Annotated in this window: 20 protein-coding genes and 1 tRNA gene; 13 read left to right on the top strand and 8 right to left on the bottom strand. The window is 61.9% G+C overall.

The annotated features are described in order from the left end of the window. The first annotated feature begins 1 nt into the window (after nucleotide 1). Nucleotides 2-3,499: a transcription-repair coupling factor gene (gene mfd, locus ABLE86_RS00105; protein ID WP_348776889.1), complete on the top strand. Its 3,498-nt coding sequence runs from the start codon at nucleotides 2-4 to the stop codon at nucleotides 3,497-3,499. 121 nt (nucleotides 3,500-3,620) lie between these two features. On the opposite strand, the gene ABLE86_RS00100 is transcribed toward mfd, so the two are convergent. Beyond that, complete coding sequence (locus ABLE86_RS00100) at nucleotides 3,621-4,304, bottom strand: DsbA family oxidoreductase (protein ID WP_348776888.1); 684 nt, start codon at nucleotides 4,302-4,304, stop codon at nucleotides 3,621-3,623. Between the two features lie 30 nt (nucleotides 4,305-4,334). Continuing rightward, complete coding sequence (locus ABLE86_RS00095; protein ID WP_348776887.1) at nucleotides 4,335-6,152, bottom strand: extracellular solute-binding protein; 1,818 nt, start codon at nucleotides 6,150-6,152, stop codon at nucleotides 4,335-4,337. Between the two features lie 237 nt (nucleotides 6,153-6,389). On the opposite strand from ABLE86_RS00095, the gene ABLE86_RS00090 reads away from it, so the two are divergent. Further along, entirely contained in the window at nucleotides 6,390-7,010 is a 621-nt protein-coding gene (locus ABLE86_RS00090) for an invasion associated locus B family protein (RefSeq protein WP_348776886.1), read from the top strand. Between the two features lie 78 nt (nucleotides 7,011-7,088). On the opposite strand, the gene hspQ is transcribed toward ABLE86_RS00090, so the two are convergent. Further along, entirely contained in the window at nucleotides 7,089-7,412 is a 324-nt protein-coding gene (gene hspQ / locus ABLE86_RS00085) for a heat shock protein HspQ (protein ID WP_348777700.1), read from the bottom strand. Between the two features lie 217 nt (nucleotides 7,413-7,629). After that, nucleotides 7,630-8,856: a UbiH/UbiF family hydroxylase gene (locus tag ABLE86_RS00080; protein WP_348776885.1), complete on the bottom strand. Its 1,227-nt coding sequence runs from the start codon at nucleotides 8,854-8,856 to the stop codon at nucleotides 7,630-7,632. Nucleotides 8,857-9,058: 202 nt separating this feature from the next. Here ABLE86_RS00080 and ABLE86_RS00075 point away from each other — a divergent pair, with 202 nt between their 5' ends. The 8 genes from ABLE86_RS00075 (at nucleotide 9,059) to ABLE86_RS00040 (ending at nucleotide 16,995) form a co-directional block, all read left to right on the top strand. Beyond that, nucleotides 9,059-9,859, top strand: coding sequence for a DUF2182 domain-containing protein (locus ABLE86_RS00075; protein ID WP_348776884.1), 801 nt, complete (start codon nucleotides 9,059-9,061; stop codon nucleotides 9,857-9,859). A gap of 19 nt (nucleotides 9,860-9,878) precedes the next feature. Beyond that, entirely contained in the window at nucleotides 9,879-10,493 is a 615-nt protein-coding gene (locus tag ABLE86_RS00070) for a DUF1326 domain-containing protein (RefSeq protein WP_348776883.1), read from the top strand. After that, nucleotides 10,490-11,212, top strand: a complete 723-nt coding sequence (gene pcsA, locus ABLE86_RS00065; RefSeq protein ID WP_348776882.1) for a phosphatidylcholine synthase — start codon at nucleotides 10,490-10,492, stop codon at nucleotides 11,210-11,212. The genes ABLE86_RS00070 and pcsA overlap by 4 nt, the downstream gene beginning before the upstream one ends. Before the next feature lie 2 nt (nucleotides 11,213-11,214). Continuing rightward, entirely contained in the window at nucleotides 11,215-12,192 is a 978-nt protein-coding gene (locus ABLE86_RS00060) for a quinone oxidoreductase (RefSeq protein ID WP_348776881.1), read from the top strand. A gap of 109 nt (nucleotides 12,193-12,301) precedes the next feature. Further along, complete coding sequence (locus ABLE86_RS00055) at nucleotides 12,302-13,861, top strand: ABC transporter ATP-binding protein (RefSeq protein ID WP_348776880.1); 1,560 nt, start codon at nucleotides 12,302-12,304, stop codon at nucleotides 13,859-13,861. Then, entirely contained in the window at nucleotides 13,858-14,961 is a 1,104-nt protein-coding gene (locus tag ABLE86_RS00050; protein WP_348776879.1) for an ABC transporter permease, read from the top strand. Before ABLE86_RS00055 ends, ABLE86_RS00050 begins: the two co-directional genes overlap by 4 nt. Continuing rightward, nucleotides 14,948-15,868, top strand: a complete 921-nt coding sequence (locus ABLE86_RS00045; protein ID WP_348776878.1) for an ABC transporter permease — start codon at nucleotides 14,948-14,950, stop codon at nucleotides 15,866-15,868. The genes ABLE86_RS00050 and ABLE86_RS00045 overlap by 14 nt, the downstream gene beginning before the upstream one ends. 56 nt (nucleotides 15,869-15,924) lie before the next feature. After that, a complete protein-coding gene (locus ABLE86_RS00040) occupies nucleotides 15,925-16,995 on the top strand; it encodes a BMP family ABC transporter substrate-binding protein (RefSeq protein ID WP_348776877.1) in 1,071 nt (356 codons plus the stop codon). Between the two features lie 134 nt (nucleotides 16,996-17,129). On the opposite strand, the gene rimO is transcribed toward ABLE86_RS00040, so the two are convergent. Next, nucleotides 17,130-18,443, bottom strand: a complete 1,314-nt coding sequence (gene rimO / locus ABLE86_RS00035; RefSeq protein WP_348776876.1) for a 30S ribosomal protein S12 methylthiotransferase RimO — start codon at nucleotides 18,441-18,443, stop codon at nucleotides 17,130-17,132. A gap of 197 nt (nucleotides 18,444-18,640) precedes the next feature. Further along, nucleotides 18,641-19,306: a TerC family protein gene (locus tag ABLE86_RS00030; RefSeq protein WP_348776875.1), complete on the bottom strand. Its 666-nt coding sequence runs from the start codon at nucleotides 19,304-19,306 to the stop codon at nucleotides 18,641-18,643. A 477-nt stretch (nucleotides 19,307-19,783) separates the two neighbouring features. On the opposite strand from ABLE86_RS00030, the gene ABLE86_RS00025 reads away from it, so the two are divergent. After that, nucleotides 19,784-19,873: transfer RNA gene (locus tag ABLE86_RS00025), tRNA-Ser, on the top strand. Nucleotides 19,874-20,197: 324 nt separating this feature from the next. On the opposite strand, the gene ABLE86_RS00020 is transcribed toward ABLE86_RS00025, so the two are convergent. Continuing rightward, nucleotides 20,198-21,055, bottom strand: a complete 858-nt coding sequence (locus ABLE86_RS00020) for a hypothetical protein (protein WP_348776874.1) — start codon at nucleotides 21,053-21,055, stop codon at nucleotides 20,198-20,200. 23 nt (nucleotides 21,056-21,078) lie between these two features. Between ABLE86_RS00020 and ABLE86_RS00015 the strand changes: the two genes are divergently transcribed. After that, the gene (locus ABLE86_RS00015; protein WP_348776873.1) at nucleotides 21,079-21,273 is read left to right on the top strand and encodes a hypothetical protein; all 195 of its coding nucleotides are present in this window, start codon (nucleotides 21,079-21,081) and stop codon (nucleotides 21,271-21,273) included. A gap of 349 nt (nucleotides 21,274-21,622) precedes the next feature. Here ABLE86_RS00015 and ABLE86_RS00010 read toward each other — a convergent pair whose 3' ends face one another. Next, the gene (locus tag ABLE86_RS00010; protein WP_348776872.1) at nucleotides 21,623-21,781 is read right to left on the bottom strand and encodes a hypothetical protein; all 159 of its coding nucleotides are present in this window, start codon (nucleotides 21,779-21,781) and stop codon (nucleotides 21,623-21,625) included. 145 nt (nucleotides 21,782-21,926) lie between these two features. Between ABLE86_RS00010 and ABLE86_RS00005 the strand changes: the two genes are divergently transcribed. Further along, a complete protein-coding gene (locus ABLE86_RS00005; protein WP_348776871.1) occupies nucleotides 21,927-23,306 on the top strand; it encodes a polysaccharide pyruvyl transferase family protein in 1,380 nt (459 codons plus the stop codon). Nucleotides 23,307-23,635: the final 329 nt, after the last annotated feature.

The raw sequence follows: 23,635 nt of genomic DNA, 5'->3' as shown, positions 1-23,635 counted from the left end.
GATGACCCTGATCAGGAAAATCGGCCTACCCAGGGAAGGCGTCGGCCAGTTCATCGTCGACGGGGTGGCCGATGGCTATGAGGCCTTCGCGCTGGTCACGGCGGCTCTGGAAACGGCGCCGGATGGGCCGGTCATCTTCGTGGCCCGTGATGGCCAGCGCCTGCCTGCCATCCTCGATGCGCTCGCCTTCGCCGCGCCCGACCTGCCGGTGCTGGAATTCCCCGCCTGGGACTGCCTGCCCTACGATCGCGTCTCACCGGGTGCTGATGCCGCCGCCCGCCGCCTCGACGCAATGGCCGCCATGGCCTCGCTTGCCAGGCAACCGCACCGCGCAGTCATCCTCACCACGGCCAACGCGCTGTTGCAGCGCATCCCGCCGGCCTCGGCCATCGAGGCGCAGACCGTCCATGCGCGCCCCGGCAACCAGGTCGACATGAACGCGCTGATCGGGCGGTTGGAGAATTCCGGCTTCGACCGCGTCGCCACCGTTCGCGAGGTCGGGGAATTCGCCGTGCGCGGCGGCATCCTGGATCTGTTCGCCCCCGGCGCGCCGGAAGCGCTGCGGCTCGACTTCTTTGGCGACACGCTGGAATCGATCCGCGCCTTCGACGTCGCCACCCAGCGCACCACCGGCCAGCGCACGGCGCTCACGCTGCAGGCCATGAGCGAGGTGGCGCTTACGCCCGAGGCCATCAGCCGCTTCCGCCGCAAATATATCGAAGCTTTCGGCGCACCGTCGCGCGACGACGGCCTCTACGCCGCAGTCAGCGAAGGCCGCCGCTTTGCCGGCATGGAGCACTGGCTGCCCTTCTACTACGAGCGGCTGGAAACCATCTTCGACTATCTGCCCGCAGCGCCGGTGGTGTTCGACCATCTGGCCCGCGAAGCCCTGGGCGAGCGCCACACGCTGATCCTCGACTACTACGAGGCCCGTCGCCATCCCGCCAGCGGCGCGATGAAGGATGCCGTGCCCTACAAGCCGGTGCCGCCGGCCGAAATGTATCTGTCGCCCGACGAGGTGGCCGCCGCGCTGCCCGATCGCATGGCCATCGAGTTCACGCCCTTCGACACGCCCGAGACGGGCGGCCGCAAACTGCTTCATGCCGGCGCCAGGCCCGCGCGCGGCTTCGAGCTCGAGCGCGCCGACCCGAACGTCAACGTCTTCGAAGAGGTGGTGAAATATATCAGCGACCTGCGCGCGGCCAAGCGGCGCGTGGTGATCGCGGGTTGGACCGAAGGCTCGCTCGACCGCCTTTCGCAGATCCTCACCGAGCACCATCTCGGCAACCTCAAGCCGGTCGCCATCCTGGCAGACGTCAAGAACCTCGGCGCGGGGCAGGCGGGCATGGCCGTTCTGCCGCTGGAAGCCGGCTTTGAAACCGACGAATTCGTCGTCGTCGCCGAACAGGACATACTGGGCGACCGCCTCGTGCGCCGCTCCAGGAAGCGCAAGCGCCCGTCGGATTTCATCGCGGAGGCGGCCGCGCTTTCGGCCGGCGACATCGTCGTCCACGCCGACCACGGCATCGGCCGCTTCATCGGCCTGCGCACCATCGAGGCGGCCGGCGCGCCGCACGATTGCCTCGAAATCCACTATGCCGGCGACGACCGGCTGTTCCTGCCGGTCGAAAACATCGAGCTCCTGTCGCGCTACGGCTCAGATTCGGCCGAAGCCACGCTCGACAAGCTGGGCGGCGGCGCCTGGCAGGCGCGCAAGGCCAAGCTCAAGCGCCGGTTGCTCGAAATGGCCGGCCAGCTCATCAAGCTCGCGGCAGAGCGCCAGATGCGTGCCGCGCCAGCCATCAATCCACCCGACGGCGTCTATGGCGAATTCGCCGCCCGCTTCCCCTACGAGGAGACGGACGACCAGCAGCGCGCCATCGATTCCGTGATGGACGACCTGTCGGCCGGCAAACCGATGGACCGCCTGGTCTGCGGCGACGTCGGCTTCGGCAAGACCGAGGTGGCGCTGCGCGCGGCCTTCCTCGCCGCCATGGAAGGTTTTCAGGTCGCTGTCGTGGTGCCCACGACGCTGCTTGCCCGCCAGCACTACAAGACCTTTGCGCAACGCTTCGCCGGCCTGCCGGTGGTGGTGCGCCAGGCCTCGCGCATGGTCGGCTCGAAAGAACTGGCCGAGACCAAGAAAGCCGTCGCCGAAGGCACGGTCGACATCGTCGTCGGCACGCATGCGCTGCTCGGCTCCACCATCTCCTTCAAGAACCTCGGCCTGCTGATCATCGACGAGGAGCAGCATTTCGGCGTCAAGCACAAGGAGCGCCTGAAGGAGCTCAAGAGCGACGTGCATGTGCTGACGCTGTCGGCAACGCCCATCCCGCGCACGCTGCAGCTTGCACTCACCGGCGTGCGCGAGCTTTCGCTCATCGCCACGCCGCCGGTCGATCGCATGGCGGTGCGCACCTTCATTTCGCCCTTCGATCCGCTGGTGGTGCGCGAGACGCTGCTACGCGAGCGCTATCGCGGCGGCCAGAGTTTCTATGTCGTGCCGCGCATTTCCGATCTGGCCGATGTTCGCCAGTTCCTGGAAGAATCGGTGCCGGAGCTGAAGGTCGCCACCGCCCACGGCCAGATGCCCGCCGGCGAGCTCGACGACATCATGAACGCCTTCTACGACGGCCAGTACGACGTGCTTTTGTCGACGACCATCGTCGAATCCGGCCTCGACATCCCAACCGCGAACACGCTCATCGTGCACCGTGCCGACATGTTCGGCTTGGCCCAGCTCTACCAGCTTCGCGGCCGGGTCGGCCGCTCGAAGCTACGCGCCTATGCGCTGTTCACCTTGCCGGCCAACAGAAAGCTCACCGACACCGCCGAGCGGCGCCTGAAGGTGCTTCAGTCGCTCGACACGCTGGGCGCCGGCTTCCAGCTCGCCAGCCACGACCTCGACATCCGCGGCGCCGGCAACCTGCTGGGTGAGGAGCAATCGGGCCACATCAAGGAAGTCGGCTTCGAGCTCTACCAGCAGATGCTGGAGGAGGCGGTCGCCGAGATCCGCGGCACCGGCGAAGTGCTCGACGGCGGCTGGTCGCCGCAGATCACGGTCGGAACGGCGGTGATGATCCCGGAAGGCTATGTGCCGGACCTCCAGCTCAGGCTGGCGCTTTACCGGCGCCTCGCCGATCTCGATTCGCCCGAAGAGATCGACGCCTTCGCCGCCGAGCTTATCGACCGCTTCGGCCCGCTGCCGGAAGAGGTCCAGCATCTGTTGAAGATCGTGTTCATCAAGGCCCTGTGCCGCAAGGCCAATGTCGAGAAGCTGGACGCTGGCCCCAAGGGCGTGGTCATCCACTTCCGCAAGCGCGAGTTCTCGAACCCGGCTGGCTTGGTGAAATACATCGGCGAACAGGGCTCGCTGGCCAAGATCAGGCCGGATCAAAGCGTGGTCTTCATCCGCGACTGGCCGAGCGCCGAAAAGCGCCTTGCCGGCTCGGCCGTGGTCATGACGCAGCTTGCGCGGCTGGTCGAAAAGGCAGCCTGATAGCTGTCAACGCAGCCGCGCCCGGGAGGGGTAGGTCCATGTCGCGCGCTGCCGCAACGACCCCACCGCGATCCGCTACGCGGTTCGACCCTCCCCTCAAGGGGGAGGGAACGCCAGCGCCCTACTGCACCGGCTCCAGTTCCCCGCGCGCCTTGGCGGCGGCGATCTGGCGGATCGCATCGGCCAGCACCGCGCTGTCCTGCGCTCCCATCACGGCATATTTGCCTTCGAACAGGAAGCAGGGAACCCCCGTGATGCCCATGTGCGAAGCCGTCGCCGCCTCGTTGGCGACCGCGTCTCGGTCGGCATCGGTCGCCAGCATGGCTTCCACCACTGGCGCATCCATTCCGGCTTCGCGCGCGGCCTCTACAAGCACGGCATGGTCGCCGATATTTTTGCCTTCCTCAAAGTAAAGCTGGAACAGCCGCCGGGCGAGGCGGCCCTGAACCTCGCCACCGTTCGACGCGGCCCAGCGCAGCAGGCGGTGCGCATCGAGCGTGTTGGGCGAAACCGCGATGGCCCCGAAATCAAAATCGATGCCCTCGGCCTTGCCGACCTGGCCGACATTGGCATGGATTTCGCGCAGGCGCTCCTCACTGCCGAACTTGGCCAGCATATATTGCCTGCGGTTCCGGCCTTGCGACGGAATGGTCGGGTCGAGCTGGAACGGACGCCAGCGGATCTCGACATCCACCTCCGGCACGGCGGCGACCGCCTTGTCGAGCCGCTTCTGGCCGATGAAGCACCAGGGGCAGACCACGTCCGACACCACGTCGACGGTGATGGATTGCTTCGGGCCGCTCATCGCGGGCTCCTTTCTGCCGGCCGTGCCGACTCAGGGTTGCTTATGCCACCAGGTGGGAAGCTGATAGCCGAACACCGGTGTCTTGGCAGGATGCGCCAGTTGGCTCCAATAGGAGAGGTACTGCCGGTTGTCGTATTGCATCGGCACGATATAGGCCCCGGATATCAGCAGCCGGTCGAGCGCACGCACTGCGGCCACATAGGCGTCCTTGTCGCGGGCATTCAGCATCGCCTCGATCATCGCATCGATTGCGGGCTCGGCCACGCCGGCCAGGTTGAACGATCCCTCCGTGTTTGCCGATTCCGAACCCCAGCGGAAGGTAAGCTCTATGCCCGGCGACAGCGTGCCCAGAAAGCCGGTGGAGCCGATCAGCACGTCGAAGTCGAAGCGCTGCTTGCGCATCTGGATCTGGTCGGCCTCGAGGGCGCGGATATTCACCCCGATGCCGATCTTGGCCAGCGTGCGCTGATACAGCGCCGCCAGCCGCTCCTCGCTCTGGGAGGAAGTGAGGATTTCGAAGCTGAAGGGCTGGCCTTGCGGATCGAGCAGCTTGCCGTTCTCGATGCGGTAGCCAGCGCTCTTCAGCAGGTCCAGCGCCGTCTTCAGCGGGGCGCGGTCGTGACCGGAGCCGTCCGTTTCAGCGGGACGGTAGGTGCCGTCCATCACCTCGGGCAGCACCATGCCGGAGTAGGGCGCCAGCAGCGCGCGTTCAGCTTCGCTGGCGGGCTTGCCTAAAGCGGAAAGCTCGGAGTTCTGCCAGTAGCTCGCCGTGCGCTTGAACTGGCTGTTAAAGAGGTTCTTGTTGGCCCATTCGAAATCGTAAAGCATGGCCAGTGCGCGGCGCACGCGCACATCGGCGAATTTCGGCAGCCGCGTGTTGAACAGGAAGCCGGTGACGACCGGCGGCAGTCCGTTTTCGAAGACCTCGGTCACCACCTTGCCTTCGCGCATTGCTGGAAAGTCGAGGTTGCGTTCCCGCTTGACCGGATCGTTCTCCTCGTAAAGCGCGCAGATGCCTTTCTTGAAAGCTTCGAACTGCGAATTGGCGTTGAGGAAATATTCGATGGTGATGCGGTCGAAATTGTCAAAGCCGCGTTTGGACGGCAGGTCTTTCGCCCAGTAATCGGGGTTGCGCTCGAAGACGATCCTCTGCCCCGGCACCACCTGCGCTACCCGGTATGGCCCGCTGCCGATCAGGGGCTTCAGCGTGGTCTGGTCAAAGGTTTCCTTGTCGAAGGCGTGCTTCGGGATGATGGGCGTCATCGCCACGATCAGCGGAAATTCCCGGTCGGCGTTCTCGTTGAAGCTGAAGCGCACGCTGCGCTCGCCGGTCTTTTCCAGCTTGGCGATTTTCTTCATGCGGTCGCTGTAAGGCGGGCGGCCCTTTTCGGTGTAGACCTCATAGGTGAACACCACGTCGTCCGCCGTCACCGGCTGCCCGTCCGACCACTTGGCATTCGGATTGATATGGAATTCGGCAACCTTTCGGTCGGGCGAGATATCGAGCGATTCGGCAAGCAGCCCATAAAGAGAGAACGCCTCATCGGCGCTGCGCTGCATCAGCGGCTCGAACACCAGGTTGCCGTAGATGGTGTCGATCATGCCGCGCGCGGTGGTGCGCAGGCTCTTGATGATGAACGGGTTGAGATTGTCGAAGGTGCCGACCACACAATAGGTCACGCTGCCGCCTTTCGGCGCGTCCGGATTTGCATAGGGAAAGCTTCGGAAACCGTCCTTCAGCGCGGGTTCGCCCTGCATTGCGATCGCATGAACCGGTTCGGCAGAGGCCCCGCCGCCGTTCGACAGGATGGCTGCGGCGGTACAGAGCGAGAAAATCATGCGGCGCATCACGGGGATCCCAAGGCAAACTTTTCGGTGACGATTCGAGAAGGAATCTACCATGACGACACTATTGTGAGTTTAGTTGGGACAGACGCCAATAATCGCATGCAGCGGGGCTGGATTCGCAACGCTGCCCGGTGTAACACCGCCGTCAAAGTCATGCTGTCGCCGCATTTGCGCAACAGGTAGCGTTGGCGACGGCAAGCAAGCCGGTCCCGGGATCATTTGAGAGGATTGAGATAGATGACGAGCCTCAAAACCGACGCTGCACGTCTTTCGGTTATGGCTGCAGGCGTGGTCGGCATGCTCGCCGCAGGGCTGGCGCCGGCCGCAGCGCAGCAAATTCCACAGGGTTGGTTCAAGGCCTGTTCCAAGCAGGAAGACGTCGACATCTGTAACGTCCAGCACATCTCAACCGCCGCCTCCGGCCAGCTGGTGACCGGCATCAGCCTCATCGAGCTCAAGGGCAAGGTGAACCGCAAGGTATTCCAGGTCACGGTTCCCACCGGCCGCCTGGTGCCTCCCGGCATCGGCCTCCAGATTGACGGCGGCAAGGCGCAGAAGCTCGACTACGTGATCTGTTTCCCGGACCGTTGCGTTGCCGAAGCGCCGCTCACCGACCAGCTGATCGGCTCGTTCAAGAAGGGCTCTGAGCTGACCTTGACCTCGGTCAACTTCCAGAACCAGCAGAACCCGGTAAAGGTTTCCTTGCAGGGCTTCACCGGCGCCTATGACGGCGCGCCGCTGCAGCAGTCCGATCTCGAGGAGCGCCAGAAGAAGCTCCAGGAGTTCGTGAGCAAGAACAACGAGGACTTCGCCAAGAAGCTCAAGGAAGAGCAGGAAAAGGCGAAGACGGCGAACTGATCGTCAACACCGATTAACGAAAAAGCGGGGCTTCGGCCCCGCTTTTTTGTTTCCAGCAGATTACTGCAGGCGGGTCTTTCAGTGGCGAGCCTGGCCCTTCGGCGCATAATGGCCGTCGGCGGTGGTTTCGAACAGGTCGGCAAGTTGAGGATGCCGCATCGGCTCGCCCGACTGGTCGGCAAGCAGATTCTGCTCCGAGACATAGGCGATGTATTCCGTCTCGTCGTTTTCCGCGAGCAGGTGGTAATAGGGCTGGTCCTTGCTGGGCCTGAGTTCGGCGGGAATGGCCTCGTACCATTCCTCGGTATTGTTGAACTGCGGGTCGACATCGAAGACCACGCCCCTGAACGGGAACAGACGGTGGCGCACCACCTGGCCGATCGCAAATTTCGCCGTCTTCATTTCAGTCACGTCCAAAATCCTGGCCTTGCATTCACGCAGGCTCCATGACCGCATTCGGCGGTCACCGAAGAAAGAACTCCTTCAGGATATTTGGACCAACGCTTTCAGCAATTCAATCCCGCGTGAGGCTCATGGGAAAACAACGATTTAGCGGTGACGGTGCAAATCGAATGCCACCGCTACCAGTTTCCAATGAGCAAGACCCGAGCAGGCTTCTCTAATGCGCACCCGGGCGCGGAGGGAAACCCGGCTTGAAAAGAGATCCCAGCGCCGAGAAACCGCTGCCGGGCTTCAGGCCCTCGCGCATGAAAAGAGCGCGCAGCGGGGCAAATCCGCCAAGCATGCTGAGGCCCGCGCTACGCAGCAGCTGGGCCGGCAGCAGGTTTGAAAGCAGCGACTGGTTCAGCAGCCCGACCGCGCCGCTGCGGGCCAGAATGTCCGGCCGGCGCTGCCTGTCGTAGGCAGACAAGGGTGCGGACGCCCCCGGGTCCGCACGATTTAACGCGACGATCTCCACCAGTTGCTGGACATCCCTGATGCCGAGATTGAGCCCCTGGGCCCCGATGGGCGGGAAGACATGGGCTGCCTCGCCAACAAGCGCTACCCGGTTCTGGGCGAAGCGGCGCGGGAGGATCGCCGAAAGCGGATAGACCTGCCGGCCAGGCTCGACCGTCACGCGTCCCAGCATCGATTGCATGCGCTCTTCGGCACGCATCGATAGCGTTTCGTCGTCCAGTCTTGCGAGTTCGTCGGCCGTCTCGGGTCTCACCACCCATACGAGACTGGACCGATTGCCGGGCAGGGGCACCTGGGTGAAGGGCCCGGTTTCGGTGTGGAACTCAGTCGAGGTAAAGCCGTGTTCGCGCGTATGGGCAAAATTGAGCACCAGCGCGGCCTGCGGATAGGGGTGAGTGGAGGTCGAAATGCCTGCTGCCTCGCGCGCGGGTGACAGTCGCCCGTCGGCGGCAACGGCAAGTGCGGCGGTGATTTCCGTTCCGTCCGCCAGCAGCGCGCGCACCTGATGTGGCTCAAGTTCCCAGCGCTCGACGAGGCTGCGATGCCAGACGATCTCTCGATGAGAGGAAACTGCCGTCTCCAGCGCTTCGTTCAGGATGCTGTTGGGAATATTGAGGCCGAAATAGGGCTCGCCGATCTCGCTTGCATAGAAGGTGACGACCGGGCTGCGGATCAGCCGCTGAGTGGCATCGACGATGCGCATGGCGCGCAGCGGTGCGGCTCTGTGCTCCAGCGAGGCCAGAACGCCGAGGCTGTCCAGAAACTTCAGGGCCGGGACCATGAGCGCCGTCGTGCGGCGATCCTGGCTGTTGGCAGCCGGGCCGACGAGATCGACTGAAAAACCCGCCTTCGCAAACGCCAATGCGGCGATCAGCCCCGCAGGGCCGGTTCCCGCGACCAGGATTTCGGCTGTTCTTTCGCCACCCAAAGCAAAACCTCTTTGCATTTCCGGCACCGGACGCAAATCCGACTGTCCCTTTCATATAGGATAGGCCTATCCTATTGATCAACGTGGCGTTTCAGCCCAGCGGTCGATCATGAACGGAAAACCGGAAGGCTTCGATCACCTCGACCGGACAGGTCGCGCGACGGGTCACGTGGCACAAAACCCACGCACGGTCGTCTACGCCATGCTGGGCGTGGGCATCCTGCTGTCCTGGGCGCTGCTGGCGCTCATGGCGCTGCGTGGAGCCGAGATCCGGGGCCCAGGAAGCGAAGCGCCCGGAGACGAACTGTTGCGCATGCTGCCGCCTGTGCCCGTGCCAGCCTTCCTGGACCGGTTCTTTTCGCTGTGCCTGAACCCGCTGCCGCCCGGCGGCCTGGCCCCGGACCTCTTCGCCGCACTCACGCTGATGTGGTTTCTGATGTCGGTTGCGATGATGCTTCCTTCGGCGGCCCCGATGATCCGCACCTATTGCGAGATCGCCGACACCGCAGGCAGGAAGCGCGAGGCCGCCGTGCATCCGCTGATCCTCGTGGCCGGATATCTTTGCGCGTGGCTCGCCGCTTCGGCCTTGTTTGCGGCGCTGACGATTCTCGTTCACCGGTTTGCCGCCGGCATCCAGACCGCGCCGGTCAAGGGAGTGGCCGGTGCGCTGGCTCTTGGGCTTGCGGGGCTTTACCAGTTCACGGGGTTCAAGGACGCCTGCCTGAACAAGTGTCGCAATCCGTTCTCTATCCTGTTCGCCCGATGGAGCCCCAGGCCGCTTCGTATCTTCCGGCTTGGGGTGGAGCAAGGCTTGTGGTGCCTGGGTTGCTGCTGGGCGCTGATGCTGGTGATGTTCGCCGTAGGCATCATGAATTTGTTCTGGATGGCGTTGATCGCGGTATTTACGCTGGTCGAAAAACAAGGAACAAGGCATGTCTCGACGCGGCTTGCAGGTGCGATACTGCTTGTCTGGGCTGTTGCGCTTCTATTAAGCTCAGCCTGACCGGGAAGGGGGACGTTCCATGGCCGAACAGAGCTGGGCGATGAAGGGGGAGCTTGTACTTTCCTGTAACTGCACAGTTTTCTGTCCTTGCGTGCTCTCATTGGGCAACCATCCGCCGACGGAAGGCTATTGCCAGACCTGGGCCGGCTTTCGCATCGATGCGGGGCATTACGGCGATGTCGACCTGTCCGCCCTCAATCTCGGGTTGATTATGGAAATTCCCGGCTATATGAGCCGCGGCAACTGGACGGCCGGGCTGTTCATAGATCAGCGAGCGTCGATCTATGCGGCGAAGGCCTTCACCAAGATATTCACCGGCAAGGCCGGCGGCACGACCTCGCTGCTGTCGATCCTGGTGGGGAAATTTCTCGGTGCCGAGCAGGTGCCGATCAGCTATGAGACGCACGACAGGACCCGCGTGTTCCAGATACCGAAGATCATCTATGGTGCGATCACGCCCATCCCGGGCAAGAACAAGGCGGGGGACACTGTCATCACCAATTCCGAATACTGGATCGCGCCCGAGATCATCGTCGCCAAGTCCGACAAGAGCAGGATGCGCGCCTTCGGCCGAAACTGGAACTTCACTGGCCGTTCGGCCGAAATCTGCAAACTGGACTGGCGCGGCCCGTGAAACGAAAAAAAGTAACCTGGCCGCAAGCGAAGGCCTTTTCCGTCCACCTCCTCACCGCGTCGGGCTCGTTCCTGGCCTTCCTGTCGCTGGTCGCCGCCAGCGAACAGCGCTGGACTGCCATGTTCTGGTGGCTGGGGCTGGCCCTGTTCGTCGACGGGATCGACGGTCCCATCGCGCGCAAGCTCGAGGTCAAGGACATTCTGCCGACGTGGTCGGGCGAACTGCTCGACAACATCATCGACTACGTCACCTATGTGCTGATCCCCGCCTTTGCGCTCTACCAGCGCGGTTTCATGGGCGATAAGCTGTCATTCCTGGCCGGGGCGCTGATCGTGGTTTCGAGCGCGATCTACTACGCCGACACGGGCATGAAGACGAGGGAGAACTTCTTCAAGGGGTTCCCGGTGGTGTGGAACATGATCGTCTTCACACTATTTGTCATAGAACCGGGAGAGCTGGTCTCGTTCGCGGTGGTGGCCGTGGCGGCAATCATGACCTTTGTGCCCATGTACTTCCTGCATCCGGTGCGGGTGAAACGCCTGCGCGAACTCAATCTCGCCGTCTTCCTCGCCTGGTGCGCCTTCGGTGCTTTCGCCCTGGTGCAGAACATGGATGCGAGCGAAGTCGTGAAGATCGGGATCGCTGTCACCGGAGTCTACCTGTTCTTCATCGGCGGCGTCATGCAACTCTTCCCCAATCTCGGCGCAAGGAAGCTCTGATCATGTCCAAGGCCGTTCGCATCCATGCCCATGGCGGCCCCGAGGTTCTCGCCTACGAGGATGTGGAGGTCGGAAGTCCCGGTCCCGGCCAAGCGCTGGTCCGCCACACGGCAATTGGATTGAACTTCCTGGATACCTACTACCGCAGCGGACTCTACCCCGCTCCCGCCGGCCTGCCGCTGACGCCGGGCAGCGAGGCGGCTGGCATTGTGGTGGAGGTCGGCGAGGGAGTGGACTGGCTGAACAAGGGCGACCGCGTCGCCTACACGCTTCCGCTCGGCGCCTATTGCGAAGAACGCCTCGCACCGGCCGACAGGCTGGTGAAGCTGCAGCAAGGCATAAGCGACGAAAAGGCGGCGGCCATGATGCTGAAGGGCATGACCGCCGAATATCTCCTGCGTCGCACCTACCATGTGCAGCCGGGCGACACGATCCTGTGCCATGCCGCTGCGGGCGGTGTGGGGCTCATTCTGGGCCAGTGGGCAAAGCATCTCGGCGCCACGGTCATAGGCACGGCCGGCTCCGCCGAGAAGGTGACGCTGGCAAAGGCGCATGGCTACGACCACGTCATCGACTACCGCGAACAGGATTTCGTGGCGCAGGTGAAGGAAATCACCGGCGGGCGCCTCTGCAATGTGGTCTACGATTCCGTCGGAAAGGATACTTTTCCCGGCTCGCTGGATTGCCTGCGCCCGCGCGGCATGTTCGTGAGCTTTGGACAATCCTCCGGGCCGATCCCGCCCTTCAACATGGGGCTGCTGTCGCAGAAGGGATCGCTTTACGCAACGCGCCCCACCTTGTTCACCTACATCGCCGCGCGCGAGGATCTGGAAGCCTCAGCGGCAGCGCTCTTCGATGTGGTTGAGAAAGGCGTCGTCGATATCCAGATCAATCAGCGCTACGCCCTGAAGGATGTGGCGGATGCGCATCGCGATCTCGAATCGCGCCGGACGACCGGCGCAACCGTCCTTCTCCCCTGAAAATCTTGAAGGTCTTTCAAGTCCTGCGAAGCTTTGCGTTGTGAACCGCACGCACATACGGTATCCGGGGAACATAAAAACACTTGATGGGGACCTTGTGACAACCATTATGGAAGCACCCGCTGCGAACCTTCTGGAGGTCCGCGGCCTGACTAAGATATTTGGTACCCTGAAAGCCTGCGACGGCATCGACCTTGCGATCGGCAAGGGCGAAATTCATGCCCTGCTGGGCGAGAACGGCGCCGGCAAGTCCACCCTCGTCAAGATGCTTTTCGGCACGCTGGAGCCGAATGCCGGCGAAATCCGCTGGAATGGCCAGCCGGTGCGCATCGCCAATCCGCATGCGGCGCGAAAGCTCGGCATCGGCATGGTTTTCCAGCATTTCTCGTTATTCGATGCGCTCACAGCGGCCGAGAACATCGCCCTGTCGCTCGAGGACGAGGCCCAGATTTCCACCATTGCCGCAAAGGCCAAGGCACTCGCCTACAGCTACGGCCTGCCGCTTGACCCCTACGCTTTGGTCGGCGATCTCTCTGTCGGCGAGCGGCAGCGCATCGAGATCATCCGCTGCCTGCTGCAGACGCCGGAGCTCATCATCCTCGACGAGCCGACCGCGGTGCTGACGCCGCAGGAAGTCGACAAGCTGTTCGAGACGCTGGAACGCCTGCGCTCCGAGGGCAAGTCGATCCTCTACATCTCGCACCGGCTGGAAGAGGTCAAACGCCTGTGCGACCGCGCCACCGTGCTGCGCCACGGCAAGGTCGTCGGCCATTGTGACCCAAGCCAGGAAACGGCGGCATCGCTGGCCCGCATGATGGTCGGCAGCGAAGTACAGGCCGTGGTGCGCCCGCCGGTTGAAGGCATCGATGAAGCGGCGGTCCTGCTGAAAGTGCGCAATCTGTCGCGCAAGCCCGCCACGCCGTTCTCGATCCCGCTGCGCAACATCAATCTTTCTGTGAAGGCGGGAGAGGTGATCGGCGTCGCGGGCGTGGCAGGCAACGGGCAGGGCGAGTTCTTCGAGGCCGTCTCAGGCGAGGTCCTGCAAGCGGAAGCCGGCGCCGTGCGTATCCGCGGCCAGAATGCCGGCAATCTTTCAATCACCGGGCGCCGGCTTCTTGGGGCCGCATTCGTGCCGGAAGAGCGCCTGGGCCATGGTGCCGCGCCGCGCATGAAACTGTCGGAGAACCTTTTGCTGTCGCGTCACGCGACCGACAGGAAGGCATTTCTCGGCAAGGCCGGCCTGGTGCGCAACAACGCGATCGCCGCAGCCGCTCAGCGCATCATCGCAGCGATGGACGTGCGCAAGAGCGCGCCCGATCCCGAAGCCGCCTCGCTTTCCGGCGGCAATCTGCAAAAATTCATCATCGGCCGCGAGCTCGACCGCCAGCCGGCCGTAATGGTGGTCAATCAGCCGACCTGGGGCGTGGACGCGGGCGCTGCAGCGCGCATACGCCAGGCGCTGATCGAGCTCGCCCGCCAAGGCTCGGCGGTCCTGGTCATCAGCCAGGACCTCGATGAACTGTTCGAAATTTCAGATTCGATCGCCGTCATGCACAACGGCGAACTGTCGAAGCCGCTGCCAATCGCCGAAGCGACGTTGGAAAAGATCGGCCTTCTGATGGGCGGCGCCGAGCCCGGCCACGTCGAACACGTCGCGGAGGTCGCTTGATGCGCATCGAACTCGTCAAACGCCCGCAGCGCTCGGCGCTGTTCGGCGTGCTCTCGCCCTTCATCGCGCTTGCGCTGACATTGGTCGCCGGCGCCATCATGTTCTCCCTGCTCGGGAAGAACCCGGTCGACGCGCTTTACTACTATTTCATCGATCCGCTGCGCGAGGTCTGGTCCCTGCATGAATTGGCCGTGAAGGCCGCGCCGCTGATCCTGATTGCGGTTGGTCTGTCGGTCTGCTTCCTGTCCAACAACTGGAATATCGGTGCCGAAGGGCAGTTCATCATGGGTGCCGTCGCAGGTTCGGCCCTGCCGGTCATGTTCCCGGATTTCCAGTCGTGGATCGTTCTGCCGCTGATGCTGATCATGGGCATGATTGGCGGCGCGGCCTATGGCTCAATCCCGGCCTTCCTGAAGACGCGCTTCAACACCAACGAAATCCTGACCAGCCTCATGCTCGTCTATGTCGCGCAACTGTTCCTGGACTGGATGGTGCGTGGGCCGTGGCGTAACCCCCAAGGCATGAACTTCCCGGAAACGCGCAATTTCCACGACTACGCCATCCTGCCGGAAATCTGGTCGGCATCGGGCAGGGCCCATTGGGGCTTCATCTTCGCGCTGGTCGCGGCAGTCGTGGTCTGGTTCATGCTGACGCGCACCTTGCGCGGCTTTGAAGTGCAGGTATTGGGTCAGAGCCCGCGGGCAGGGCGCTTCGCCGGCTTCTCGGCGTCGAAGATGGTGTTCTTCGCCTTCATCGTCTCGGGCGCCTTGGCCGGCCTTGCCGGTATCTCCGAAGTCTCCGGCGCCATCGGCCAGCTGCGCCCGACGATTTCGCCGGGCTACGGCTTCACCGCCATCATCGTGGCGTTTCTCGGCCGGCTCAACCCGCTCGGCATCGTCGCGGCTGGGCTGATCCTGGCGCTTTCCTACCTCGGCGGCGAAGCAGCACAGATTTCCATAGGCGTTTCCGACAAGGTCGTGCGCGCCTTCCAGGGCCTGCTGCTTTTCTTCGTGCTCGGAGCCGATACGCTGATCCATTATCGCATCCGCTTCGTCGGTGCAGCGCCGCGCAAGGCGGAGGTTTCCCATGGGAATGCTTGAAGCCATCCTCATCACCATCGCGACGGCGGCGACACCGCTGCTGATCGCCTCGATCGGCGAACTGGTGGTGGAACGCTCCGGCGTGCTCAACCTCGGCGTCGAAGGCATGATGGTGATGGGCGCCGTCACCGGCTTTGGCGTGGCGCTGACCACCGGTTCGCCCTGGCTCGGCTTCCTCGCCGCGATCGCAGTCGGCGCGCTGTTCTCGCTGCTCTTCGCCTTCCTGACGCTCACCCTGGTGACCAACCAGGTCGCCACGGGTCTTGCGCTCACCCTGCTTGGTCTCGGGCTGTCGGGCATGCTTGGTGAGGGCTTCGTCGGAATTCCCGGCGTGAAGCTCGGCACCATCTACATCCCCTTCCTGAGCGACCTGCCGCTGGTCGGCAAGCTGGTGTTCGGCCAGGATCCCATATTCTACCTGTCCCTGCTGCTCACCGGCGGCGTCGCCTATTTTCTCTTCCGCACTCGCGCGGGCCTGACGCTCCGTTCGGTCGGCGACAACCACGCCTCGGCCCACGCGCTCGGTATCAACGTGATCCTGATCCGGTATCTCGCGGTGATGTTCGGCGGCGCCTGCGCCGGTCTGGCGGGCGGATATCTTTCCATCGTCTACACGCCGCAGTGGGTGGAGAACATGACCGCCGGCCGCGGCTGGATCGCGCTGGCGCTGGTTGTGTTCGCGTCCTGGCGGCCATGGCGGGTTCTGGCCGGCGCCTATCTGTTCGGCGCCGTCACCATCGGCCAGCTTCACGCCCAAGCGCTGGGGATAGGGATACCGTCCCAGCTGCTTTCTTCGCTTCCCTATCTGGCTACCATCGTCGTACTTGTTCTAATCTCGCGCAACAGGCGACTGACGATGGTGAACACTCCGGCTTCACTGGGGCGGCCGTTTGTGCCAGATCGCTGAATGACAACAAAATGGGATCACATGCCCCCGGGCAAACTGACAAGAGGATGAGCTATATGAAGAAAACCATTCTATCGCTTGCCACGGCCGCGGCTGTGCTGTCGTTCGGAACGCTGGCCGCCGAGGCCAAGGTCAAGGCCTGCTGGATCTATGTCGGCCCGATCGGCGACTTCGGCTATTCCTACCAGCACCATCAGGGCCTGCTGGAAGTCGAAAAGGAGCTGGGCGACCAGGTCGAGACGGCCTATCTCGAAAGCGTTCCGGAAGGCGCCGACGCCGAGCGCTCGCTCGAGCGCTTCGCCCGCTCGGGTTGCAACATCATCTTCGCAACCTCCTTCGGCTTCATGGACCCCACCAATAAGGTTGCCGGCAAGTTCCCGGACGTGAAGTTCGAACACGCCACGGGCTACAAGCGCGAGCATCCGAACGTCGCGACCTACAACTCGAAGTTCCATGAAGGTCGCTACGTTCAGGGCATCATCGCCGCCAAGATGTCGAAGACCGGCGTTGCTGGCTACATCGCGTCGTTCCCGATCCCGGAAGTGGTGCTCGGCATCAACGCCTTCATGCTCGGCGCGCAGTCGGTCAATCCGGACTTCAAGGTCAAGGTCGTGTGGGCCAACACCTGGTATGACGCCGGCAAGGAAGCCGACGCCGCCAAGGCTCTGATCGACCAGGGCGTCGACGTCATTACCCAGCACACCGACTCCACCGCCCCGATGCAGGTTGCCACTGAGCGCGGCATCAAGGCCTTCGGCCAGGCCACCGACATGATCAAGTTCGGCCCTGAGACCCAGCTCACCGCCATCGTCGACGATTGGGGTCCGTACTACGTCAAGCGCGTCAAGGCCGTTATCGACGGCACCTGGGAGCAGCACGACGTCTGGGACGGCATGAAGGAAGGCAACGTCGTCATGGCGCCCTTCACCAACATGCCCGACGACGTGAAGAAGCTGGCCGAGGAAGCCACCGCCAAGATCACGTCCGGCGAGTTCAACCCCTACACCGGCCCGATCACCAAGCAGGACGGCACCGAGTGGCTGAAGGCGGGCGAAGTGGCCGATGTCGGCACGCTGCTGGGCTTGAACTTCTACGTCAAGGGCGTGGACGACAAGCTGCCGCAGTAAGCTGACGGCATATCCGACATGCGAAAAGGGCGGCCGTGTGGCGCCCTTTTTGTTGCTCGCTTTTGTTGTGCCGCAGCCAGCCTGCTCACTGCGGCTGGTCAGCAGCCTAGGCCTCTGCCGCTTGGCAAAAGGCGTCAGACAGCGGTGCCGTAGAGGTCGTAGGCGTCGGCCTGATCGATCTTGACCGTCACGATATCGCCCGCGCGCAAGGGGCGGCGCGACTGGATGTGGACCGAGCCGTCGATCTCCGGCGCATCGTATTTCGTGCGGCCCTTTGCGCTGAGACCGTCAGTTTCGTCGATGATGACGGGCAGGCGCTTGCCGACCTTTTTCTTCAGCTGCGCTGCCGAGATCTTCTGCTGCCGCTGCATGAAGCGATGCCAGCGCGCTTCCTTGACCTCTTCCGGCACCTGCTCCAGGCCGAGATCGTTTGAGCGCGCGCCCTGCACCGGCTCATATTTGAAGCAGCCCGCGCGGTCGATCTTGGCCTCGTCCAACCAGTCGAGCAGCATCTCGAAGTCTTCCTCGGTCTCGCCCGGAAAACCGACGATGAAGGTCGAGCGGATTGCAAGGTCCGGGCAGATATCACGCCAGCCGCGAATGCGCTCCAGCGTCTTCTCGCCATGTGCAGGCCGGCGCATGTTCTTCAGCACCTGCGGGGAGGCGTGCTGGAACGGAATGTCGAGATAGGGGAGGATCTTGCCCTCGGCCATCAGCGGGATCACGTCAGCCACGTGAGGGTAGGGGTAGACGTAGTGCATGCGCACCCACACGCCCATCTCGCCGAGTTCCTTCGACAGGTCGAGGAACTTCGCTCGCACCTCGCGCTCCTGGAAGACGCTGGTCTGGTACTTGATGTCGATGCCGTAGGCGCTGGTATCCTGCGAGATGACGAGGATTTCCTTCACGCCCGCCTTGGCGAGCTTCTCGGCTTCACGCAGCACATCCGCAGCCGGCCGCGAGACGAGATCGCCGCGCAGGGCAGGGATGATGCAGAAGGTGCAGCGATTGTTGCAACCCTCGGAAATCTTGAGATAGGCGTAGTGGCGAGGGGTTAGTTTCACACCTTGAGGCGGCAGCAGGTCCACGAACGGATCGTGCGCCGGGGGTGCTGCCTCGTGCACCGCGGCCATGACGCTCTCGTAGTCCTGCGGACCGGTGATCGCCAGCACGTTCGGGTGTTTTTCGCGGATCAGTTCCGGCGTTGCGCCCATGCAGCCGGTGACGATGACCTTGCCGTTTTCCTTGAGCGCTGTGCCGATGGCCCCCAGCGACTCGTCGCGCGCCGAATCGAGAAAACCGCAGGTGTTCACCACCACGAGATCGGCGCCGTCATGCTTGCGCGCGATTTCGTAGCCTTCGGCCCGCAGCCTGGTGATGATCCGTTCCGAATCCACCAGGGCTTTCGGACATCCAAGGCTGACGAAGCTGACGCGGGGCGAAGACATTGGCTGAGTTCCGGATTTATGGAGCACGGATCCCGGCAGCCGAAACTGTCATCTAAGATGCGCGCTGAAAGACACTATGGAGACCGCCAGAGCCCGGTGGATGGGCGACGCAGACTCGTAAACTGGGCGGCGCAATATCACAGTTTTTTCCGCAATGGAATCGCTTCCGCCATGCCGATTGCACAGTAGTTTCTGCCTCAGAGCCGGTCGGACAGGTAGGGCGCGAGATCCATGTAGCCGCGATAGATCATGTCCAGTGCCACGTAGAGGATGATCAGCAGGCCGACATAGGCGATCCAGCGATAGCGGTTGAGCAGCTTGGCTATGAAGCTTGCCGCGAGTCCCATCAATGCGACCGACAGAGTGAGCCCGATGACCAGCACCGTGAAATGGTCGCGCGCCGCGCCCGCAACGGCCAGAACGTTGTCCAGCGACATCGACACGTCGGCAACGACGATCTGGATAGCGGCCTGAGCCAGGGTCTTGCGTTTCGGGCCGGCAGTTGCGGCCCTCGTCGCGACTGCATCATCGTCGTCGTCTTCGCCCAGAGCTTCGGCGGCGGCGTCGAGCTCGGCGTGGGTCGTGCGCAATTCGCGCCACATCTTCCAGCAGACCCATAGCAGCAATATGCCGCCCATAAGCAGCAGACCGAGTATCTCCAGCAGCTGGATGGTGAGGGCAGCGAAAACAATGCGCAGCGCCGTGGCGGCAAGTACGCCGATTAGAATGGCTTTCTTGCGCTGGTCCGCGGGCAAACCGGCCGCGGCCAGGCCGATGACGATGGCGTTGTCGCCGGCAAGCACGAGATCGATCGCGATGACCTGCAACAGCGCCGAAAAACCCGCGGCCGTGAAAACTTCCATCCGTCGGCGCCTTTCGCGTTTCTTGTCAGCTTCTCCCGCGCGGCATGCGGTAACGCGGGAAGTCGCCGCGCGTCAAGTGAGCTGCCAAGGCCGATCCCGAATAATGGGGAAGGGGCACCGACACGGCGGAAGGCATCCGCCTCTGCAGCGGATTCCGTTGTTCCAATAGGAGAATGCCCCGCCGGGCCTCCTTCATTCCAATGCCGGGCGCGCCGACTCTCTCGTGAAATCCGGCTGGCAACCATCACTCGTGTTGCCGGCAGTCTCGAAGTGCATGCCGATGTCGGTCGATCCGCGGGCAAAGAAAAACGTCCCGAATTGCCTAAGTCGGTGTAGCAGGATTTCCGCCGTGGTTTTTCGCTGCCCATGACGCGAACACGAGCAGATTGCAGCAACCCACGTTGACGAAGTCCTTGCGCGAGTTATAAAGGCGCAGAACCGTCTGCTGGCGATGCCGCACATGCACAGTCGGTCGACGGAGGGATGGCCGAGCGGTTTAAGGCACCGGTCTTGAAAACCGGCGTGGCAGTGATGTCACCGTGGGTTCGAATCCCACTCCCTCCGCCAGTCAAGTTGTTTTTCAATGGCTTTTTGGGGCGGCTGACCAAACGACGCTCACCAATGCACTCCGGCCAAGTGAAGCGGGTCGTCGACATTTGCGGTTAGGCTGATACGTCAGGCGGCTTCAGCTTGCGTCTGCCTGCGCGCACATCTGCGGCCTCTGCCAAGGCGATGGCTGACCGCCTGCCGCTGCTCGAGCAAGCGGCGCTTCTATGGGAGGGGGCGCCTTCGTGTGCCCTCCTCATGCAGTCAGCACAAGGCCGATCAAACTCTAGGACTTCGCCTTTGGGCCTTAGCCGCGTACGGAATACTACGGCATACAATGCGTGGTCAAAGGACGATTGGTTTTGGGCTGGTGGCTTCAGAAAAGGTGAAGGCGAATAACGTCACTTCACCACTTGCTTTGGCGTCGCTCAGTGAATTGGGCCGCATAAGGTCTTCTGTCGAATAGCGCCACACCATTACTGCAGGGGAATATATCAGCGCGATGATGATGGAAAGGGCTGCGAAAATCTTGGGTCCTAAAGGCAATACTAATACATTTCGCTCGTTCAACTCGACCTGTATCAGTCGCCTGATAGAAAGATACGTCGAATAGGGATTGAGCACGCTGTAGGGGATCAGCAGGTTGGGATCGTCGAGGAAACTAAACCCGAGATTATTGCGCGCGACGGCACGCTCAAAGCGAGGGTCTGTACCGACTGGAAACATGCAATACGTTAGCTCTGGCTCGAGAACATCGATAGCGCCGATCACACGGCCAAACTCATACCCTGCGCCGACGATAAGGGATAAGCTATCTCGTTCGTACGAAGCCTCACCAACGAAGCGAGGCGTAACAGGACCGAATTCAAGCACCTCTTCCAGCTCACCCGAGGGCTCAACATACTGGCGAGGAAAATAAGTTAATATCACAGCGCCAATTGAGGCAGAGTTCTCGAAAAGGACCTCGAGAATGAGCGCCAGCTTTCTCCTGTCAAAAGATGTCACGTCGAGCTGAACAATTGGCGCCAGCTCTTGAGCGATGTGCTGTCGGATTTGGGCGAGAAAAGTTTTTACATCGTCAATTACTATGCATCCCAATGTGCCAATCTCGTGCTTGTTCTCGAGATAGCAGTGGTCGAACTCACTACGGTAGTCGAACAGCAGCTTCGTTTTAGACGCTTTTGCACTGTCCAGTCGACGCAATGCCTCAACCGACCGATGCTCGTATGGGTGCATTCATAGGAATACTTGGTGGTCTTCAGATCGTTGTCGGGGTACTCCTCTACCTCGTGGCGAAGTCCGCCATGCACGAAATTCTCGCAGCCACGACGTTCGGCATGGGCGTTTTGGCCATCGGCCTTGGGGTTCTCATAGAAAACACCAATAACCTTCTGAGCAAGATGGACAGGCCCAAGACTTAGCCGCTCCTGATGTCATCGCTCGGCAAAGTCTACAAGCTGGCTGAAACTGCTGAACACACCATCGGATAACCAATCGCGGCGAAGCTAAGATCGCCCGCGCGCACGGCTTGTGCATGGTTTCAGGCCGCACCATGACGTTTACCGAAGAGGATGTTGAGGCAATCAAGCAGGCGATGCGGGTGCCGCCAAAAGAGCCGCGAGGAATGCCAATGAAACCGTATCTGTCAGACGTTCAGTTGAGTGAAAGTCTGAGGAAGCTGACGACCAAGAAGTCTCGCAAGAGACAGTCCGATTGACTCCCCCAGCCTGGCCATGATGACGGGGAATACGGGGGCCGGGGAGGCGGTGATTACGCCAACCACAGTTGAGGCAGATCCGCGATCAAGGCCTCAATGCTCGTCTGCTCACGCTCGCCCGCCAGCACACTGTTCAGTTCGGCAAGCACATAGACGCACACCGCACCAAAAGGCGAGCGCCTCGCATACGCGAAGAACATCGTGTTGTTCACTTGGGATTCCTGGTGGTGGTGGGGGGGTGGGGTTCGTTGCTGACGTCCCGAAGCTCCAAAGACGCAATCAAAGACTTGCTTTTGATCTGAGGGATGGACCAACTTGTCGCTTCAGTAATGTTCGGATCAGCGAAGGTGATCGGGTATGCCCATTGCAGCAGTGAAGGCGCATATTAATTGGAAGGTGGGACGGCACTTAATCCGAAATTACCCAGACGCTGCGGCGCGGAAATTTATTCGCGCAATTGAAGCCAAGCCGTCAGATGATAACCGCGCCAGACGTGCAGTCGAAATGCTCTTCTTTGCAGGCCGCCTTGATGCTGCGCGATTCATAAGTCAAAGCCGCATGTCCAGCGAAGTGGACAGGCTTCACTACTGGCGTCACTACGACAGCTTCTTGAATGAGCTAAAGCTCGGTGTTGCCGCAGAGAACAGCAGGCCGGAGGGGACAGTTCGCGTGGCCCTGTTCAACGATACTGACTACCGCGTCAACATCGGCTGTCGCCTGACCAGCCAAGGGCTTAAATACGCCATAAGGCAGGCCATTCCGGACGCCGAAATTTCATCGCGCGGCTTCAACTTCCAAACGTTTCGTCGTGACTTCGGCGGATGTGACGCCAGTATGACGATTGCCGATTTTCGTAATGGCGGGAAACTCCGCGAGCGAATTGAGGCAGCTTACGGGGCCAGTGCGAATGCTGCGATAGAGCGGGCCGACTTGGTCGTTGTCCAGCCGGAGGGCTCACTGGACGATGACACGCCACTGGACGGAATACTCACATTCTTCGCACCAGCTATCCTTGCCCACCTCCTCGGCAGGCCGAGCGCCATTCTGAACGGTACAATCCCTATTTACCACGATAGCCGCGGATCGTTTTTGTGGCAGCTTTTCGCAGAGTTCCCAGCCGTGGCGGCACGCGATCAGATGTCGGCCGAGTTTTACGACATCAAATTCCTGCCTGACGCCGCGCTTCTGCATGATTTTGCGGCGTCAAGCGTCGAAAAAGATGGCTGCCTGATAACCACCGGCGCTCGCAACAGTCCAGAAGAAGACTTGCACATACTCCGTCGCGCCCTGGAGGTGTGTGATGCGACAAATTTGCGTCCTGTTATCCTGACGCGGGCATCAGGGCGGTTCCGCAACCTTGAGAGCGACATCTTGTCGAGGGGTGGTGTCTTGGCAGAGACGGCTGGCATTTTGCACGCCGCAAACACAATTTCAGGCTGCCGCCTCCACGTTGGTGGTCGTTACCACATGGCGATATTCAGCCATGTTGCCGGTGTTCCTTCGCTTCTCTACGACGTCAAGACGCACAAAAATCAATGGCTAAGCGAGTATTCGCCGCTGGTGACGTTAGTGCGCCACAAGCGATCAGTGGTTGAAGAGGCGATCACGGCGCTACAATTGCCTAAACACGCCATGTGTGCGACGGCCGACATCGAAGAGGCCTACCGAGACTTTTTTCGCCAGGCGACAACGGCCGCTGTCTCTGCCGCCCAAAGCTCGATCGCGCTGGTGACATAGGTCGCCAAGGAGAGGCCGCTGTCGTACTGGCGCTCCTGCGCCTTCGCGTCGATGTCGACTGTGTCATGTGATAAGTGCCCCAGAGGTGTTGGTTAGGCTCCTGAAGGCGCATGAGAAAGTCCGCCATCCTTTCAGGTGACCGGCTGTGACGGGTTGAGTCCCGTGCCCTGTAATGGTGTGATGCACAGCCCCAGAGATGGGCAATAATGTGGCGGCCATGTTGAAATGTCCGCCGACGAGCAAAATAGAAATGTCACTTTGACCCGCCACACGGCACGACGACCAGCCCCGATCTGACCGGCTGGTCCGGGTTGCAAGGCAGATCGGGG

The sequence above is a fragment of the Mesorhizobium sp. KR2-14 genome, assembly GCF_040049255.1.
Classification (GTDB): domain Bacteria; phylum Pseudomonadota; class Alphaproteobacteria; order Rhizobiales; family Rhizobiaceae; genus Pseudaminobacter.
The sequence above is the reverse complement of the archived record's forward strand: the minus strand, read 5'-3'. Positions and strand labels throughout refer to the sequence as shown.